This window comes from Gordonia sp. SID5947 (assembly GCF_009862785.1).
Taxonomy (GTDB): Bacteria; Actinomycetota; Actinomycetes; order Mycobacteriales; family Mycobacteriaceae; genus Gordonia.
Map to the genome: position 1 here is coordinate 4,101,404 of NZ_WWHU01000001.1, position 14,208 is coordinate 4,115,611.

The 14,208-nt window shown below is 66.3% G+C and carries 13 protein-coding genes; 7 read left to right on the forward strand and 6 right to left on the reverse strand.

Translation table 11 applies throughout. The annotated features are described in order from the left end of the window. Positions 1–6 precede the first annotated feature (6 nt). Positions 7–837 carry a helix-turn-helix transcriptional regulator gene (locus tag GTV32_RS18730; protein ID WP_343287385.1) on the reverse strand — a complete coding sequence of 277 codons (831 nt, stop codon included), beginning with the start codon at positions 835–837 and terminating at the stop codon, positions 7–9. A 159-nt stretch (positions 838–996) separates the two neighbouring features. Between GTV32_RS18730 and GTV32_RS18735 the strand changes: the two genes are divergently transcribed. Continuing rightward, positions 997–1,746, forward strand: coding sequence for an SDR family NAD(P)-dependent oxidoreductase (locus GTV32_RS18735; protein WP_161061585.1), 750 nt, complete (start codon positions 997–999; stop codon positions 1,744–1,746). Between the two features lie 108 nt (positions 1,747–1,854). On the opposite strand, the gene GTV32_RS18740 is transcribed toward GTV32_RS18735, so the two are convergent. Next, positions 1,855–3,618 carry a glycoside hydrolase family 15 protein gene (locus GTV32_RS18740; protein WP_161061586.1) on the reverse strand — a complete coding sequence of 588 codons (1,764 nt, stop codon included), beginning with the start codon at positions 3,616–3,618 and terminating at the stop codon, positions 1,855–1,857. Between the two features lie 76 nt (positions 3,619–3,694). Between GTV32_RS18740 and GTV32_RS18745 the strand changes: the two genes are divergently transcribed. From GTV32_RS18745 to GTV32_RS18760, 4 genes are all read left to right on the forward strand, one after another. Next, the gene (locus tag GTV32_RS18745; protein WP_161061587.1) at positions 3,695–5,056 is read left to right on the forward strand and encodes a glucose-6-phosphate dehydrogenase; all 1,362 of its coding nucleotides are present in this window, start codon (positions 3,695–3,697) and stop codon (positions 5,054–5,056) included. Continuing rightward, positions 5,053–6,210, forward strand: a complete 1,158-nt coding sequence (locus GTV32_RS18750; RefSeq protein WP_343287386.1) for an epoxide hydrolase family protein — start codon at positions 5,053–5,055, stop codon at positions 6,208–6,210. The genes GTV32_RS18745 and GTV32_RS18750 overlap by 4 nt, the downstream gene beginning before the upstream one ends. Before the next feature lie 78 nt (positions 6,211–6,288). Beyond that, on the forward strand, positions 6,289–6,906 hold the full coding sequence (locus GTV32_RS18755; RefSeq protein WP_161061588.1) for a glyoxalase: 618 nt from the start codon (positions 6,289–6,291) through the stop codon (positions 6,904–6,906). Positions 6,907–7,319: 413 nt separating this feature from the next. Continuing rightward, positions 7,320–7,970 (forward strand): dihydrofolate reductase family protein, encoded by a 651-nt coding sequence (locus tag GTV32_RS18760; protein WP_161061589.1) that lies wholly within the window; start codon positions 7,320–7,322, stop codon positions 7,968–7,970. On the opposite strand, the gene GTV32_RS18765 is transcribed toward GTV32_RS18760, so the two are convergent. After that, entirely contained in the window at positions 7,942–8,547 is a 606-nt protein-coding gene (locus tag GTV32_RS18765; RefSeq protein WP_161061590.1) for a dihydrofolate reductase family protein, read from the reverse strand. The two genes, GTV32_RS18760 and GTV32_RS18765, sit on opposite strands and share 29 nt — an antisense overlap. A 102-nt stretch (positions 8,548–8,649) precedes the next feature. Beyond that, on the reverse strand, positions 8,650–9,402 hold the full coding sequence (locus GTV32_RS18770; RefSeq protein ID WP_161061591.1) for a cutinase family protein: 753 nt from the start codon (positions 9,400–9,402) through the stop codon (positions 8,650–8,652). A 291-nt stretch (positions 9,403–9,693) separates the two neighbouring features. Between GTV32_RS18770 and GTV32_RS18775 the strand changes: the two genes are divergently transcribed. After that, a complete protein-coding gene (locus GTV32_RS18775) occupies positions 9,694–10,587 on the forward strand; it encodes a hypothetical protein (RefSeq protein ID WP_161061592.1) in 894 nt (297 codons plus the stop codon). Here the strand turns inward: GTV32_RS18775 and GTV32_RS18780 are convergent, their stop codons facing one another. Next, on the reverse strand, positions 10,588–11,070 hold the full coding sequence (locus tag GTV32_RS18780) for a polyketide cyclase (protein ID WP_161061593.1): 483 nt from the start codon (positions 11,068–11,070) through the stop codon (positions 10,588–10,590). It lies immediately after the preceding gene. Positions 11,071–11,201: 131 nt separating this feature from the next. Here GTV32_RS18780 and lon point away from each other — a divergent pair, with 131 nt between their 5' ends. After that, the gene (lon, locus tag GTV32_RS18785; RefSeq protein WP_161061594.1) at positions 11,202–13,529 is read left to right on the forward strand and encodes an endopeptidase La; all 2,328 of its coding nucleotides are present in this window, start codon (positions 11,202–11,204) and stop codon (positions 13,527–13,529) included. A gap of 83 nt (positions 13,530–13,612) precedes the next feature. On the opposite strand, the gene GTV32_RS18790 is transcribed toward lon, so the two are convergent. Then, a complete protein-coding gene (locus GTV32_RS18790; protein WP_161061595.1) occupies positions 13,613–14,182 on the reverse strand; it encodes a TetR/AcrR family transcriptional regulator in 570 nt (189 codons plus the stop codon). Positions 14,183–14,208: the final 26 nt, after the last annotated feature.

Genomic DNA, 14,208 nt, shown 5'->3' on the forward strand with positions numbered 1-14,208 from the left:
TCGGCCTCAGGCCCCTACCGCGCTCAGCATGGCCAGCTTCTGGTGACTCTCGGTGCCCGGTGTTGCCGTGTAGACGAGCAGGGCTTGCGAACCGTCGGGGTCGAGAAGGGTCTGGCAGAACACCTCGATCAGCCCGAGTTCCGGATGGAGAAGGCGCTTGCGCTGATCGGTCAGCGACGCCGCGACGTCGTGCCGGCCCCAGACCTCGGCGAATTCCGGACTCGCCGCGAGTAACGCCTCGGCGACCTCACCCGCGCGTGAACCCGGCCCTTCGCGGGTCACCGCCGCCCGGAGTCGGGCGGTGTGTGCCCGCGCGTGGTGGTCGTGGTCATCGGCCGGAAAGCGTTGTCGGGTGGCGGGATCGGTGAACCACCGATAGGCGACGCTGCGAGCGAGCCCGGTGAAGTGTGTTTCGTCGCCGACCAGTGCGACCGCGGGCGACGTCTGCACGAGGGTCTCGCCCGCGCTGTTCACCACCATCGCGGGTGTATCGGCGAGGCGGTCCAGGATGCGCATCATGCCCGGACCCACGTGGTCGGGAATCGCCTTGCGGTCAGGGGCATTGTGTCCGGCGAGGCGGAAGAGGTGGTCTCGCTCGTCCAGGGTGAGATGCAGCGCACGCGCGATCGCTGCGACCATCTGATCGGACGGTTGTGGTCCGCGCTGCTGCTCGAGACGGCTGTAGTAGTCGGTGGACATCCCGGCGATCATCGCGACCTCTTCGCGACGGAGTCCGCTTGTCCGGCGACGACGGCCGGGCGGCAGGCCGACGTCGGCCGGGGCGAGCGCCTCACGCCGGCGCCGTAGGAACTCGGCGAGTCCGGGGCGGTCGATCACTGAACCTCGATTCTGTGCTGCGCGGTGGCTGTCCACCACTGTTCCGCATCCTCATGCCGGTATCCAGGGATCGGCGATCCGTGGATGACCGCATCCTTGATGCGCCGGCGCGAAGACGGTGAAGTCGAGGTGACACCACGTCGGAGCGAAGGAGAAATCATGAAGATCAGCGGCAACACCATTTTCATCCCCGGAGCCACCTCCGGTATCGGTCTCGGGCTGGCGCTGCGCCTCCACGAAGCCGGCAATCGGGTCATCGTCGGCGGACGGCGCGTGGAACTGTTGGATCAGATAGCCACCGACCATCCCGGCATCGAGACGATCCGGATCGACACCGCCGACGCAGCCGACGTCACTCGTGCCTCGACCGACGTGCAGCAGCGGTACCCGGAGACCAACGTCGTGATCGCGATGGCAGGCATCATGCGTGCAGAGGATCTGAGCGGTGCGGGTTTCCTCGAGACCGCCGTCGTCGAGGTGGAGACGAACATCCTCGGTCCGCTGCGACTCGTGGCGGCGTTCGCCGAATTCCTCGCCACGCGCCCCGACGCCACCATCATGACCGTGTCGTCGGGATTGGCGTTCACGCCGATGGCCGGCACCCCGACTTACAGCGCGACCAAGGCCGCGATCCATTCGTTCACCGACAGTCTGCGACTCCAGTTGGCGGACAAGGGCATCAGCGTCCTGGAGCTGGTTCCGCCTGCCGTCCGTACCGAGCTCATGCCGGGACAGGCAACCGCGGACTGGGCCATGCCGCTCGAGGAGTTCCTCGACGAGGTGATGGCGCTGTTGCCCACCGCGACCCGCGAGATCCTGGTGGAACGGGTCAAGCCGCTGCGCTTCTCCGCGCAAGAGGGCAACTACGACGACCTGATGGCTGCCCTCGCACACCAGGCCGCTTCCTGAGGCGTTCCCCCACCCCCTGAGGAGCGTCCCCGGTTCCGTGAGGAGCGAGCTTGCGAGGGTCCCCTGGTCCCTGAGGAGCGAGCTTGCGAGCGTCACGAAGGGCGCCGATCACGTCAACGAGTCCGCCGCCCGCACGAACGCCAGGTGGGAGAGGGCCTGCGGCGTGTTACCTGCCTGGCGGCCGCTGCCGACGTCGTACTCCTCGGAGAACAACCCGACGTCGTTGGCGGTCGCACACGCATGGTCCATCAGCTCCATCGCGTCGTCGTGCCGTCCGCTCATCGCGTACTGCGTGACCAGCCAGAATGTGCAGGCCAGGAACGGATGCTCGTCGCCGTCGAGTCCGTCGACACCGGAGCCGGTGCGATACCGATGAACCAGGCCGCCGCGCATCAGCACGCGTTCGATCTCCGCAACGGTCGCGAGCATGCGAGGGTCATCGGCCGCGCAGAACCCGACCTGGGGAAGCAACAACAACGACGCATCCACTTCGTCGGTGCCGGCGTACTGGACAAACCGTCCCGACACCGGATCGACCCCGGTGCTGTCGATCTCGTCCCGGACCCGGTTGCGGAGCTCGCGCCAATGATCGGGCGAGCCGTCGAGATCGAAGCGTTCGCATGCGCGCACACCCCGATCGAAGGCCGCCCAGATCATCGCGCGTGAATGGGTGAACATGTGCGGGTCGCCGCGCATCTCCCAGATCCCGTTGTCGGGACGTTCGAGATTCGCCTCGACCTGCTCCAGCAAGGCCTTCTGCAGTGACCACGACAGCGGGGTCTCCGTGAGCCCGGCCTCGCGCGCGGACTCGAGGCCGCAGAGGACCTCACCGATCACGTCGCCCTGGTACTGGTTCACCGCGCCGTTCCCGATCCGGACCGGTGCGGCGTTCTGGTAGCCGGGCAGGTGCGGCAGGTTGCGCTCCTCGAGGTCGCGCTCGCCGGCGATGCCGTACATGATCTGCAGTTCCCGGGTGTTGCCGGCGATCGCGCGCATCAGCCAGTTCCGCCAGTGTTCGGCCACCCGGAGAAAGCCGTGATTGACCAGCGCCTCCAGGGTCAGCGAGGCGTCACGTAGCCAGACGTACCGGTAGTCCCAGTTGCGACTGCCGCCGAACTGTTCCGGAAGCGACGTGGTCGCGGCGGCGACGATCCCCCCGGTGTCGAGATTGCTGAGCGCGCGCAACGTGATCAGCGACCGGACCATCTGGTCGTGGTGCGGTCCGGAGTGATCGATGCGACTCGACCACCCGGTCCACCAACCGACCGTCTGGTCGTGCAGCGTCTCGACGTCGAGGGGAGCGGGCTCGGACAGGTGCGATTGGTACCAGGTGAGCGTGAGGTCGACGGTGACGTCAGGCTCCACGGTGAAGAAGCCGCGATGCACGTTCCCGTCGGCGTGCAGCGCGACGCCGCGCACGACCACTGCGTCCGGGCCCGCGATGGCACGCAGCGCGGGTCCCTCGGCGTCACCGACCTGTAGCACCCAGGGCACCGCCCGCGCGTAGTCGAAACGCATCCGCAGATCGGTCTGGAACTCGACGTGGCCCGAGACCCCGACGACGCGGCGCACGAGATCGACGCGGCCGCCGTCGAGGGGCATGAACTCGTGCACCTCGGCGACGCCGGTGCTCGTCTCCCACCGGGTGACGAGTACGAGGGTGTCGCCGGTGTACCGGCGACTGCACTGCGCCGATCCGTCGCGCGGCGCCAGCGACCAATGACCGTGCTCCTCGTCGCCGAGCAGGGCAGCGAAGATCGACGCAGAATCGTAGCGGGGCACGCAGAACCAGTCGATCTCGCCGCGGCGCGATACCAGTGCTGCGGTACGGCAGTCGCCGATCAGTGCATAGTCCTCGATGTTCGGGCGCATACGTCGATTCTTACCGTCATCGGGCGCGTATCGGCGAGTTCGGCCATCGTGAGTTCGATGCGCGTTACCGTCGGGCATGGCCGACACGACACTCTTCATCCTTGGTGCGACGGGCGACCTGACGTCACGCCTGCTGCTGCCGGCACTCGGGCAACTGCTCTCGCTCGAACCGGATCGCGACGTTCGTCTTGTCGGGGTGGGGCGTCGAGAGATCTCCGACGACCAGTGGCGCAGCCGTGTACGCGACGCGTTCGGTGGCGACGCGGCGCCCGCGGCCGCGCGACTCGCGGACTCGACGACCTACCTGCAAGCAGATATCGGTTCCGCCGAGGGGCTTCGCACGATCTTCGGGGCGGCGCACGGCCGCCCGATCCTGTACTTCGCCGTCCCGCCCGCGATCGCGCAGGAATCGTGTCAGGCGATGACGGGTGTGGACCTGCCCGCCGGAACGATGCTCGCCCTGGAGAAGCCGTTCGGTACGGACGAGGCGAGCGCCCACGAGTTCAACGAGACGTTGGCGCGCCTCGTCCCGGAGAACCAGGTGTTCCGCGTGGATCACTTCCTGGGTCAGTCGGTCCTTCTGGACCTGATCGGGGTGCGGTTCGCCAATCGGGTGTTCGAGCCGGTCTGGTCGGCCGATCACATCGAATCGGTCCTCATCCGCTACGACGAGACGCTCGGCCTCGAAGGTCGTGCAGGTTACTACGACAAAGCGGGCGCATTCGTCGACATGCTTCAGAGCCATCTGCTGGAGTTGCTCTCGGTGGTGGCGATGGATTCGCCGGCGTCGCTGGGCGAGCGCGATCTACGTGACGCCACCGCGGCCGCCCTGCGTGCCACCCGCGTCTGGGAGGGTGATCCCGTTCGTGCCTCGCATCGCGCGAGGTACACCGCCGGTGAGGTGGACGGACATCAGCTGCCGTCCTACACCGACGAGGAGGGCGTCGATCCGTCGCGTAACACCGAGACGCTCGCCGAGGCGACCTTCGAGGTGCGCACCGCCCGCTGGGCGGGTGTGCCGTTCACGTTGCGGTCGGGCAAGGCGATCGAACCCGCGGTCAAGGAGATCGCACTCACCTTTCGGCCGGTACGTCACCTGCCAGAACAGTTCCGCGGTGAGGCCGCGAGAAATGTCCTGAGATTCTCCTTCGGTCCGGACACGATGTCGTTGCGGGTCAACGTGCATGACGGTTCGCATCCGTTCGACCTCAAGGCAACCGGGCTGGAGGCCGATCTGGGCGTAGGGTCGCCCCGGGCGTATTCGGAGGTGCTGTCCGGGATTCTCGACGGCGACGCGACGCTCGCGGTCCGAGGCGACACCGCCGAACAATGCTGGCGTATCGTCGAGCCGATCCTCGACGCCTGGCGGAACGATCAGGTGCCGATCGACGAGTACCCGGCCGGATCGAGCGGCCCGACGGGGTGGCCGCAGTGGTGAGCGCCCGTGCGCAGCCGATGTCCCTGCGCACGGACCCACAGGTCCTCGACGATCTGCGAACGCGTTTGAGGGCGACGCGCTGGCCGGATTCTCCCGCCGGGTGGTCGCTGGGCGCCGACACCGACTACCTCCGAGAGCTGATCGGTTACTGGGCAGACGAATTCGATTGGTCGGCACAGGTATCCACGATGGAGCGACTGCCACACCTGCGAGTCACGCTCGGCGGCCTCGGGATACACGTCGTCCATGCGCGAGCAACCGACCGGAGCGCACCCGTGATGCCGTTGCTGCTGAATCACGGTTGGCCGGACTCGTTCTGGCGGTACCTCAAGGTGATCCCGCTGCTGAGTGATCCCGCCGCCCACGGTGGCGATCCGGCGGACGCCTTCGACGTGATCGTCCCGGACATGCCCGGCTTCGGCTACTCCGAGCAACCCGCGCATCCCTACGATTCGATCGCGGTGGCCATGCTGTGGGCGGAGCTGATGACCGAGCTGGGGTACGAGCGATTCGGTACCGCCGGTGGGGACATGGGCAGTCATGTCGCCCGATACCTCGCGCTCGATCAACCGGAGCGAGTCGTCGCCGTCCACCGCACGGACGCCGGGATGCCCAGGTATGGCGGTGATCCGGACGACCTCACCGACGACGAACGGGCGTGGATCGAGGCCGGGACGGTCTGGTCTCGCACCGAAGGCGGCTACGCGGCGATCCACAGCACCAAGCCGGATACGGTCGCAGTCGGTCTCACGGATTCGCCTGCGGGTCTCGCGGCGTGGATCGTCGAAAAACTGCGCGGGTGGAGTGACTGCGACGGTGACATCGAGAAGGTGTTCACGAAGGACGAGATCTTGACCCTGCTCACCCAGTACTGGGTCACCGGGTGCATCGGGTCGTCGATGCGCGTGTACCACGCCAATGCGGTGATGCCACTCGATCAGCACACCCGGCGCGTAGAGGTGCCGTCCGGCTTCTCGCTGTTCGGCGGAGATGAGCTCAAACCGCCGCGCGACTGGCTCGAGCGGACCGCGAACGTGGTCAGCGTGACCGAGCCCGAACACGGCGGGCACTTCGCCTCGTTCGAAGAGCCTGAGCGCTACGCCCAGGAACTCCGCGACTTCTTCCGTCCGTTCCGCGAGGAGTTCGCCGGCTGATCGGTCCGCACGAGTCCGGGTGGCGATCGAGCAGGAATCAAGAAGTGTTCCGGCCCGATCGGGCCTAACGTCATCTGCATGACAACAATCACCGGCATCACCCTCGACGTTCCCGACACCGCTGCGGCGAAGACCTTCTACGACAAAGCCTTCGGATTGGATGACCGGCTCCGGTTCCGGACCGCCGAGCAGCCGACCGCCGGCTTCCGCGGATTCGTCCTGTCGCTGGTCGTGGCCGACCCAGGGGTCGTGGACTCGCTCATCCATCCCGCTCTCGACGCGGGTGCAACCGAACTCAAACCGGTCAAGAAGTCGTTCTGGGGCTACGGCGGCGTGATCCAGGCGCCGGATGGGGCCATCTGGAAGGTTGCGACGTCGAACAAGAAGGCGTCGGGAGCGCCGGCCCGTCAGGTCGACGACATCGTGCTTCTCATCGGCGCCGACGACGTGGCCGCCAGCAAGAAGTTCTACGTCGACCACGGCCTCGACGTCGCGAAGAGCTTCGGCCGGAAATACGTCGAGTTCGCGAGCGCATCCGACTCGGTGAAGTTGGCGCTCTATGGCCGGCGTGCCGCAGCCAAGGACGCAGGGGTGGACGCCGATGGCAGCGGATCGCATCGGGTGATCGTGGGTAGTGCCGGTGAGTCGTTCACCGACCCCGACGGTTTCGTCTGGGAGCCGACCGCGACCACATAGGAAGAAATCAGTACGGTTCGACGCAGACCTCGGTGCTCGCGATGCGGCATCACTGACATCGCGTCCCGATCACTGGAACCGATCGATGCCGCGCTGCGTCATAGAGCTGTGAGAGATCTTCTCGGGCAGAAGCGCTGAACCGGAACACAACCCGATCCTTCGCACCTGGCACAACGGCTCACTGGCCGGGACCGCATTCACGCTTCGCGGGCATCAGATCGTGTGCGTGCAACAGACATGAAGATGTGTGTGGCAATGCAGAGCGCGACTCGGCTCGCGTCGTGATCCTCGTGTCGATCGCGGACTCGCACGACTCGACGTCGTCGACTCGCCGAACATGATCGGGCACGATGATTTCCGCGGACGCGCGGAGTCTCACCTTTCATCACCGTCGAGAGTGCAGGGAGCATCGCATGGGCCAGCTGCTCAAAGTCCAGAACTTCACCGTGTCGCGCGACGGATTCGGCGCCGGCGACGGACAAAGTCTCGAACGGCCGTTCGGCCACGCCGACCCGGCGTCGATGATGGCGTGGGCAGGCGCGACCGCGAGTTGGCCCAACCGCACCGATCCCGGCGGCAGCCGCGGCCTCGACGACCATCTCGTGCGGGACTTCTCCCACAACATCGGCGCCGAGATCATGGGCGCCAACAAGTTCAGCCCGCATCGCGGGCCGTGGACCGACCACGACTGGCTCGGTTGGTGGGGTGACGAGCCGCCGTTCCACACTCCGGTCTTTGTCCTGACCCACCACCTTCGGCCGTCGTTCACCTTGTCGGATACCACGTTCCACTTCATCGACGCCGACCCTGCGTCCGCCCTCGAAAAAGCGAAAGCGGCTGCCGACGGGAGGGACGTCCGGCTCGGCGGTGGCGCCACAACCGTGCGGGAGTTCCTCGCCGCCGGTCTCATCGACACCTTGCACGTCGCGGTCGCCGAGCGTGTCGAGCTCGGGTCCGGCGTACGACTCTGGGAGTCACCCGACGAGCTGCTCGATCGCTATCACCGCGACACCGTGCCGAGTCCGAGCGGTGCGGTCACGCATCACCTGTTCTGGAGACGGTGACGTATCGCAGATGCGTGACGCGGCGTCCCTGGATGACGGTCGGGTCCGACAGGAGCCGATGACCGTGCGCCAGGGGGCCGAAGTATCGGATGCCTTCGCCGAAGAGCACCGGGACGAGACTGACGCAGACCTCGTCGACGAGGTCGAGGTCGAGGGCCTGCTGGATGACCGTCGGGCTGGAGATGATCACGTTGTTTTCACCGGCGATCTCACGTGCTCGTGTGATCGCGCTCCCGACGCCGTCCACGAACGTCGTGTTGGGCCATCTGTCCGCGGCGTCGTCTGGCGGGTGATGAGTGACGATCACGACCGGCGCACCCACCGGATGCTGGTCACCCCAACCGTCGGTGATGTCGAACAGTCGTCGACCGGCGACGAGGGCACCGGTGTTGTCGGTCAGGTCGGCGAGGAGATCCGCGTCGGCGCCGTCGACGTGGAAGCCGACGGTCTCGTTGGCGGTCGGCACCGCTGTGTCGCCTGCGTCGTACCAGGCGAACAACTCGCCGACGTCGTCGTTCGGGTCGGCGATGAAGCCGTCGAGCGACATCGTCATGTGCGTGATGACCTTGCCCGTCATCGAGCCTCCTCGGTCGCGTCTGCTGTCTCGATTGTGACCAGACGCGACCGAGGAACTCATCGATTCTCTTCGATGAGCGCGAGAGAGTGGCTCGGTCGGGCTCTACACCCGTCCGACCACGTAGCGCGCGGCATCCAGCGTCATGCCGTTCACCGTGTAGAGCACGTGCAGTGCGTTGGGCTGTCCCACCGGTGCGCCGTTGCAGATGGTGTCGCCGGGGATGCAATACCGGACCGTCTTGGCCTCGTACGGGGCACCGACGCGAATCCGCGGCGCACCGATGTCACTGATGAACCGGTCCGACGGCGGTGCGAAGAGCACGACTGCCGTGACATGGCTCGCGACCTTGGCGGGCAGGGGAGCGGGCACCTGTGACTCGTACTGTCGATAGCGGTCGGGGATGGTGATCTTGCCGCTCGTCGCGTACCCGGCGACCACGGCGCCCTGCGAGTAGCCCCCGAGGACGATCTTGGTACCCGGGCAGCTGGCAGCGATGGCCTTGACCTCGTTCTGGGCCTCCGTGACGCCGTCGGCCACCGTCTTGACGAACTTCGGACGGTCGTTGAAATTGCTGCTCGCGGGGTAATTGACGCCCTGCGCCCCGACGGACTTGCCGGGCAGCTGCGACCGAAGTGCCGCGACAAACGATTGACCCGTCAATCCGATCGGCGGCGCGGGCTCGGCGGTACCGCGCGCAAAGACCACCGCGACGTCGGAGCAGCTCGCGGCCGCGGCCTTCGGGCTGTTCATCACCATCCCGCCGGCGAGAGCTGCGAACAAACAGAGGAACGACACCGTCAATCGTGTGCCGACGCTGGACAGAGCGCTGGTCGAACTGTGGGATTCATGGTTCATGCGGTTTATTCGTACGCCGTGGACGGCCGGATGGGTAGATGTTCACTCGGATTCGATTGAGCTCAGCTCCGACGAGTTCGCGCCGACAAGGACCTGACCGTCACGACGTCGACCGCCTTCGCCACCCGCCGAGCACTCGACGGGACCTCCGCGGAACGCGCCGGCGAGGTGGTGCGGCGATCGCGGGAAGCAGTCCGCCGGCCGACCGGATTTCGCGTGCACCTGCCGTTGGTACCATCCCGGAGATTCGAGAAGCACAGCGTATGGGGAACGGTGATGAGGGGAGAATCCATGGTTACGAGGCGAATTCGTGTAGCGGTCGCGCTGGCGGCCGCCGTTGTCTCGGGAGCGCTGGCGGCAGCGACGGTGCCGAGTGCAAGTGCCGCGCCGGCCGCGAACGGTGGCGATCCCGTCTACCTGGTCCACGGATACAACGACTCGGGACGTTCGGACTGTGCGTCGTTGTGGGACAACGCAATCGACTACTTCACGTCCAGGGGGATGAGCAGGTCGTCGATCCAGACCGTCGGGTACTACGCGGGCGACAGTCACTGCGACGTCGACCTGGGCAACGCCGGAACCGATACGAGGATCAAGCACGTGGCGGCGGCGCTGGCCAAGCGCATCTACGATGCCAACACGCGTAAAGGGCAATCGGTCGACATCGTTGCGCATTCCATGGGCGGGCTCGTGACGCGAGTGGCGCTGTTGGGGTCGGCGATGCACTGGAAGGGCTTTCCGGCGGCGAAGCTCAAGGTCGGTGACGTGGTCACGCTCGCAACTCCCCACCAGGGGATCATCGATCAGTTCAAGTACCACAGCGTGCAGTGGGACTCGATGGTGCCGGGTTCGAGATTCCTGGAGGTGCTGCAGGCGCCCGAGAACCGGCTCGACCAGAACTGGGCGAAGGGCGTCGACTGGAGTCTGGTCGGGTCCGACGAGGACAAGACCGTCTACGCCGGGTCGGGCTACGACAAGGACCGTCCCGCGGAGCACAAGTATCGGTATGCGGCCGACGCCGATCATGACCTGTCCCATACCCACATGCGCGCGTTGAAGCCCGGAGGCGGCAAGTACAACCTGCGTTACTGGCACGCGTCGGAGGGCAAGCCGCACGACACGACCAACGGATGGGCGCCGCTGGAGACCGCGTTCAACGCGATCGATCGCGGCGATGCCTGGTAGTCAGTGAGGACTGGCGAGCTCCGACAGGTGACGCAGCGAGTTGGTGAGGTGCTCGGGACCGAAGGGCGGGAACTGAATGTGCTCCCGTAGGTTTTCCGGCACCGCCGACCAGTCGTAGGTGAGGGTCACCGCGGTCTCGGATGGACCGAGTGCGACCAGGTCGTAGCGCCAGACCCAGCCACCGAACTCGACATGGCCGGATTCGTTCTCCATGCCCGGCCGCCAACCGATGGCGGACGGTGGATCGAGCACCTGGATCTGGTTGGCCATCTGGTACGTGGGGTCTGGATGCTCGGGGTTGGAGTGATACATGTCCATCCGGAAGATCTGCCCGAGCTCTGTCAGTGGCTCCTCGTCGACAGCGTGCTTCACCCAGCCGGTGCCATCGATGGCGGGATGGGTCGATGGGTTCGCCAGCAGGGCGAATACTTCGGCGACGGGTGCTGCGACAGTTGCGGTGGCGATCACGATGTCTTGGTTCATGCGTTGTCAGACACCGCGGCGCGATGAAACTCATCGCGAGGCCGTCGCTGTTCCGCTCCTGGCGAAATGTGCTCGGGAACAAACATTCCGCCACCAGGGTTGAGTCGGTCAGACTGAACTTTGGAGGATGAATGTCGAAGACATATTCAGTGCCCGTCCTGTTCGTTGCCGACCTGGTGGTTTTGCCGGGCATGGTTGTCCCGATCCCGCTCGACGATGCCGCGCAGGCAACCGTGGACGCGGCCCGGGCCAGCGAATCCGGCAAGCTCCTGGTGGCGCCGCGCCTGGACGACCGCTATCCCAGTTACGGCGTGATCGCGTCGATCGTGCAGGTCGGGCGTATGCCCGGCGGGCAGACCGCCGCGGTGGTCAAGGGAGAGCAGCGGGCACACATCGGAACCGGTGCCCCCGGTAACGGCGCCGCACTGTGGGTCGAGGTCACCGAGGTCGACGACCCGGAGATCACCGACGACGTGAAGGCGTTGGCGGCCGAGTACAAGAAGCTCGTGCTGGCCATGCTGCAGCGCCGGGAGGCCTGGCAGATCATCGACGGCGTCAACAAGATGTCCGACCCGTCGGCGCTGGCGGACACGTCGGGCTACTCGTCGTGGCTCACCGACATCCAGAAGCGACAGCTGCTGGAGACCCCGGACATCGCCGAGCGGCTCACCCTGCTCATCGACTGGACCGGCGAACACATCGCGGAGACCGAGGTCAGCGACAAGATCGCCGACGACGTGCGCAACGGGATGGAGAAGCAGCAGAAGGAATTCCTGCTGCGTCAGCAGCTCGCCGCCATCCGTAAGGAACTCGGCGAGGACGAGCCGGAAGGCGCTGACGACTATCGCGGTCGCGTCGAGGCGGCCGATCTGCCCGAGAAGGTCCGCGAAGCTGCACTGCGTGAGGTCGGCAAGCTCGAACGTGCCAGCGACCAATCACCCGAGACCGGTTGGATCCGGACCTGGCTCGACACCGTGCTCGACCTGCCGTGGAACGAGCGCACCGAGGACTCGACCGACATCAAGGGCGCCCGCGAGATCCTCGACGCCGATCACCACGGGCTGGTAGACGTGAAGGACCGCATCGTCGAATACCTGGCCGTCCGTGCGCGCCGAGCCGAGCGTGGTCTGCAGGTCGTCGGCGGACGCGGGTCCGGCGCCGTGATGGTGCTCGCCGGTCCCCCGGGAGTGGGCAAGACCTCGCTCGGTGAATCGGTTGCCCGGGCACTCGGCCGTACGTTCGTTCGTGTCGCGCTCGGCGGCGTGCGCGACGAGGCGGAAATCCGTGGTCACCGGCGCACCTACGTCGGTGCGCTTCCCGGTCGTATCGTGCGGGCCATCGGCGAGGCAGGATCGATGAATCCCGTTGTGCTGCTGGACGAGATCGACAAAGTCGGGTCCGACTACCGAGGCGATCCCGCGGCGGCCCTGCTCGAGGTCCTCGACCCGGCGCAGAACCACACGTTCCGCGATCACTACCTCGATCTGGATCTCGACCTCTCCGATGTGTTGTTCCTGGCGACCGCGAACGTGGTCGAGAACATCCCGTCGGCGCTGCTGGACCGGATGGAGCTGGTGACCATCGACGGCTACACCGAAGACGACAAGGTCGCGATCGCGCGTGACTTCCTGCTGCCGAGGCAGGCCGAGCGGGCTGCCCTGACCGACGCCGAGGTGACCGTCGCCGACGACGCGTTGCGTGAGATCGCCGCGAACTACACGCGGGAACCCGGTGTGCGACAGTTCGAACGGCTGCTAGCGAAGTTGCTCCGCAAGGCGGCGACGAACCTCGAATCCGGCAAGGTGCAGGCACCGGTCGAGATCGGGGAATCCGATCTCAAGGAGTACATCGGCCGCGCGCGTTTCACCCCGGAGTCAGAGGAACGGACGGCGGTGCCGGGAGTGGCCACCGGTCTGGCGGTCACCGGCATGGGCGGCGACGTCCTGTTCATCGAGGCCAACAGCACCGACGGAAAGCCCGGTCTACAACTGACCGGACAGCTCGGCGACGTGATGAAAGAGTCGGCACAGATCGCACTTTCGTACGTGCGAGCACACGCCGAGCAGCTCGGCGTCGACCCGGCGGCCCTGGACAAGACCATCCACGTGCACGTGCCCGCCGGTGCGGTGCCCAAGGACGGTCCCAGCGCCGGGGTCACGATGGTGACGGCGCTGGTGTCGATGGCGACGGGACGCAAGGTCCGTGCCGACGTCGGCATGACCGGGGAGGTCACGTTGAACGGGCGGGTGTTGCCGATCGGTGGCGTCAAGCAGAAACTGCTTGCCGCACAACGCAATGGGCTGCGAACCATCTTCATCCCGCAACGCAACGAGCCCGATCTGGACGATGTCCCGGCCGAGGTCCTCGAAGCGCTCGAGGTCAAGCCGATGGTCGATGTCGCCGACATCATCACGCAGGCGCTGGAGCCGATCGAGGAACTGGCGGTCTCCGCGGCCTGACCTGTACATGAATGCGGCGTGAGCGGAGTGCGACGACAACAGTTGTCGCGACGGCCCGCTCACGCCGCATTCATATCGCTGATTCAGCCCCCTTGGAACCCGAAGATCCGTGCAATCGCGGCGCGGATCATCGAGCGGTGAAAGTTCGACGCCGCGACCAGGGTCTGTTGCTGGATCAAGCCCTCGACGAGGGCGACGATCAGCTCGGCGGTCCGTTCCGGGCTGTCCGGCGCCTTCGACCGGACAAACGGTTCGGTGAACGCGACGAAGGCAGTGCGATTGGTGGCCACCTGCTCACGGAGGACGTCGTCGAACTGGGACTCGACGACGAGGGCATGCCGTGCCGCGACGAGTCCCGTCTCAGCCGACATGGCCACCACGAAATCCGTCGTGCAGTCGAGAACGAGCTCGGTCGGGGGATCGGCGGCGTCCAGGATCGGCCCGAAGGTGCGGATGGCGATCGCGTACATCTGCTCGTACGCCTCGGTCAGCGCCAGTGCCTCGAGCTTCGCCCGCGTCGGCGCGTAGTAGTTCACCGAGCCGGGCGGCAGCCCGGCCGCCTCGTCCACCGAGCGATGGGTGAGCGCACGAAGACCCCCATTGGAGACGACCTCCAGTGCGGCTTCGCCGAAACGTTTGCGCCGGTCAGCCATCTACGAGATCCGTGGTCACGCCGCCT

What these genes read in the sequence shown, in the direction of transcription:
- GTV32_RS18770 (WP_161061591.1), bottom strand. Translation starts at nt 9,402, where the DNA reads ATGAACCATGAATCCCACAGTTCGACCAGCGCTCTGTCCAGCGTCGGC.
- GTV32_RS18760 (WP_161061589.1), top strand. Translation starts at nt 7,320, where the DNA reads ATGGGCCAGCTGCTCAAAGTCCAGAACTTCACCGTGTCGCGCGACGGA.
- lon (WP_161061594.1), top strand. Translation starts at nt 11,202, where the DNA reads ATGTCGAAGACATATTCAGTGCCCGTCCTGTTCGTTGCCGACCTGGTG.
- GTV32_RS18755 (WP_161061588.1), top strand. Translation starts at nt 6,289, where the DNA reads ATGACAACAATCACCGGCATCACCCTCGACGTTCCCGACACCGCTGCG.
- GTV32_RS18735 (WP_161061585.1), top strand. Translation starts at nt 997, where the DNA reads ATGAAGATCAGCGGCAACACCATTTTCATCCCCGGAGCCACCTCCGGT.
- GTV32_RS18780 (WP_161061593.1), bottom strand. Translation starts at nt 11,070, where the DNA reads ATGAACCAAGACATCGTGATCGCCACCGCAACTGTCGCAGCACCCGTC.
- GTV32_RS18775 (WP_161061592.1), top strand. Translation starts at nt 9,694, where the DNA reads ATGGTTACGAGGCGAATTCGTGTAGCGGTCGCGCTGGCGGCCGCCGTT.
- GTV32_RS18740 (WP_161061586.1), bottom strand. Translation starts at nt 3,618, where the DNA reads ATGCGCCCGAACATCGAGGACTATGCACTGATCGGCGACTGCCGTACC.
- GTV32_RS18790 (WP_161061595.1), bottom strand. Translation starts at nt 14,182, where the DNA reads ATGGCTGACCGGCGCAAACGTTTCGGCGAAGCCGCACTGGAGGTCGTC.
- GTV32_RS18745 (WP_161061587.1), top strand. Translation starts at nt 3,695, where the DNA reads ATGGCCGACACGACACTCTTCATCCTTGGTGCGACGGGCGACCTGACG.
- GTV32_RS18765 (WP_161061590.1), bottom strand. Translation starts at nt 8,547, where the DNA reads ATGACGGGCAAGGTCATCACGCACATGACGATGTCGCTCGACGGCTTC.